Origin of the sequence: Psychrobacter sp. FME6, from assembly GCF_014861365.1 — a bacterium.
Taxonomy (GTDB): domain Bacteria; phylum Pseudomonadota; class Gammaproteobacteria; order Pseudomonadales; family Moraxellaceae; genus Psychrobacter.
The window spans coordinates 1-3,096 of record NZ_RRYW01000167.1 but is presented as its reverse complement, the minus strand read 5'-3'; the positions used below and the strand labels follow the sequence as shown (position 1 = coordinate 3,096).

General features: G+C 44.5%; 2 protein-coding genes and 1 pseudogene. All 3 read left to right on the top strand.

The genetic code is table 11. From position 1 onward, the window contains the following. Positions 1-443 (top strand): annotated as a pseudogene (locus EI162_RS13865) (hypothetical protein); the annotation flags it as partial. 53 nt (positions 444-496) lie between these two features. Further along, on the top strand, positions 497-2,620 hold the full coding sequence (locus EI162_RS13860; protein ID WP_192524887.1) for a DUF2345 domain-containing protein: 2,124 nt from the start codon (positions 497-499) through the stop codon (positions 2,618-2,620). Beyond that, positions 2,613-3,071, top strand: coding sequence for a DUF2515 family protein (locus tag EI162_RS13855; protein WP_192524886.1), 459 nt, complete (start codon positions 2,613-2,615; stop codon positions 3,069-3,071). Before EI162_RS13860 ends, EI162_RS13855 begins: the two co-directional genes overlap by 8 nt. Positions 3,072-3,096 lie beyond the last annotated feature (25 nt).

Below are 3,096 nucleotides of genomic sequence, written 5' to 3'. Positions count from 1 at the left end.
CAGTCTTTACAAAGGCTTATCCAGACTTACCTACGTCTAGGTTATACGCTGAAACTCAAGCTTTAGAGATAGGCTTAGACGTTCAACAAGACCAACCCGACTATACCCTCCCCCTTGTATTAGAAAAAACAGGCATCGATACCAGCAAGTTTGTTTCTATTGACCCTTACAAAATTACTTACGATGAGTTTATTAAGCGCCAAAAGGCAGGCGAAGACATGACGCCTTATTATGAGAATCAAACCAAACCCAACAAACCCGAAATCACCAGTCAAGTAAAAGGGCGTTGCCCTGCCAATCAGCCCTGCCCTAAATCAGGCTACTGGTTCACGCAAGCAAAATCTGACAGTCGTGCTTACTTTAAAAAAGGCGACATCATGCCAGACTATCCTAATAATCAATGGGGTGAGGTGATTTGGCAGTTCGATGGTGAGCAAGGGTGATAAGATATTAACGAAAGCATAACAATAGCCCAAATGACTGGACCCCAGCACGTATGACTCAGTGGCAAATAAGCGACTGGACACATATTTGCGAGCGGCTCTCGCGTCAAGGACTGACGGCTTACTTACGCCATGAGCAAACGGACGAGCACAGTCCACCAAAGCTCATTATTACATCGCATAGTCCAAGCGATAGCGATGGTATCAGCTTAAATATTGGCGCACTGCGTTACCAGCAGGTATTGCATGACCGTGTCCATGCGCCCGTATTGGCATTAAGTGAGCAGGTCATCACCCAGCCAAACTCAGTAACGATGCAGCGCTTTAATAGCGCCAGCGTCGCACAGCCAACCCAGTCCGCTGACGTTGCGATGAGCAGTAATGCTGATGAAGAAAGCCATGCCAATAACCACACACTCACATTAGACACGCCCGCTGCTTTTGCGCCAGTAACTGATACTGAAACCATAGATGAAGCGGCTATCGTAGCAGACAGTCATCAAAGTCAGTATAGCGTCTATCATGCCCTTGCCCATGCTACTGACCTAAACGTTGCTGATACCTTTATTCTTGCTGATCACGGTGCACTCAATCAGCACTACCGCACTACCCATATCGTGCATCTAGCACGCAATAGTCTGGCACATGTGACAGGGCTAACCCAAAGCTCACGCCATCAACAGCGTCATGCGTCAAAATTAGAATCTGGCATTCATTTAACGCAGCTGCGCCTCATTACCGCTGATATCTCATGGGTTGGTCCTCTATATAGCAGACACGCCCTACCACCGATGACAGGGATTACGGATAGCCAAAGCGACACAGACAGTCGTAACCATATGACTCCGACCAAAAACTACTTACTGGATAGTCCAGCCCAGCCTATCAGTCGATTAGAAGCACAAGCGGGTGCTAACTATGGCACCCACTTCACCCATAGAGCAGATGATCAAACCCTGATGCAGTCTATCGGTGACGGCGAGCATCTGATCAATACGGGCAGTCTATTGTCATCGACTCGCCCCAGCCTATTTACTACTGACAACGAACAAGCGATTGAGAGTGGTTATCGCAACACGGATAACGGCCTATCAGAATGGATTACTGATCACCGTACAGAACAAGCTTACTCTCAGCTAAAAGTAGACAGTGCTGGGATATCCGCCAGCCTAAAAATGGGCATTATCAATCCATCAGACACCGCCAAACGTCAAGGAATCAATGCGGCTACTAACGCCCAAGTTAATATCAAATCAGGCGAAGCCCTCGTCCTCTCCACTCAGCCACAAACCCACGCACAATCTGGACAACATAACTACCAGCACCATACCCCGACTCTGACCCAAACTGCTCTTGGTGGTCAGCATCTAGCTGAGCGACTTACGCAACTGGCAACAGGGTTAGGGCGTAATGTAAATGGTCACAGCCAAATCAAAGCTCAATTAAAGAGCATCGCAGAAGAACAGCAAACCAAGACTCATCAAACCACACCATTCACGCTTATCGATAGCGCAGCAGATATAAGTTATGTCAGTACCGATACGCTGATTCATAGAACTATGGGTGAGATGATTAGCACTACTCAGCAAGATATAAATATTAGCAGTGGCGATAGTCATAATCAGATTAGTAGTGAGTCGTTGAACATCATAGCTGATGGTCAATTTAGCATGACTAATGCTAAGGACAACATCACCCTCTCCGCCCATACAGGAAAACTGGAAGCCACAGCTAAGCAAGATGTGAATATCGCCTCTTCGACTAAAGAAGTTGAAGTGGTAGCGACGAATAAGATTATATTGACGGCTGGTGGAGCTAGTATCACTCTCGATGGCGCAAATATTACGATATCGGCTAAGCAGTTTACGGAGAAAGGTGGTAAGCATTCTAAGACTGGGGGTGGAGTTGATGGGCTGGGATTGGCGGGGCTGCCTTTCGATAAGCTGCTAAAAAAAGAGTTCTTTGATGAGCAAATTCAGTTTGTTGATCCTATGGGTAATGCGTTACCCGATATACAATACCTATTAACTGGGAAAAATATCAATATAAAGGCAGAGTCAGATAGAGATGGTAAAACGCCTCGAGTAGACTCAGGCGATCAAGAAGATACGTTTAAGGTGGATCTAACTTGGCCTAAATTTATAAATAATGAAATAAAAGAGAGTTCTGATGAGTAATAAAACTACCACACAACTAAACAGCTGTACACCAAAAACGTGTTCATGTACGGATTTATGGTCAATCTCACAGAAATTTTGCTTACAACGTTTATCAAGTCCAACTGACAATAATACTTATAGCTATATTAAGAATAAGAAAGTGAGAGCAAGACGTATTGCAGGTACTTATGCTAGATTATATTTAGAGATTGAGCGAGATGGGAATAGAAAAATTGGTGACTCATCAAAGCAAGGTAGATTCTACTGGATGGCACTCGGTGCATTTGCGAGCAAAACTGTAGCTTGTACATTAGAAGATCCTATTGTTGGGTTAGCTAGTCTTCCTAAAGACCTAATAGTAACGGCTTCAGACTGGTTTGGACAAGGTAATTTCTGGTTATTTCAAGATATTGCTGGATGGCATCATTATTACAGTAGCTATAGTCAGATGACCACAAAAATGTTATAAAATAAATCAATTAAACGATTACCAG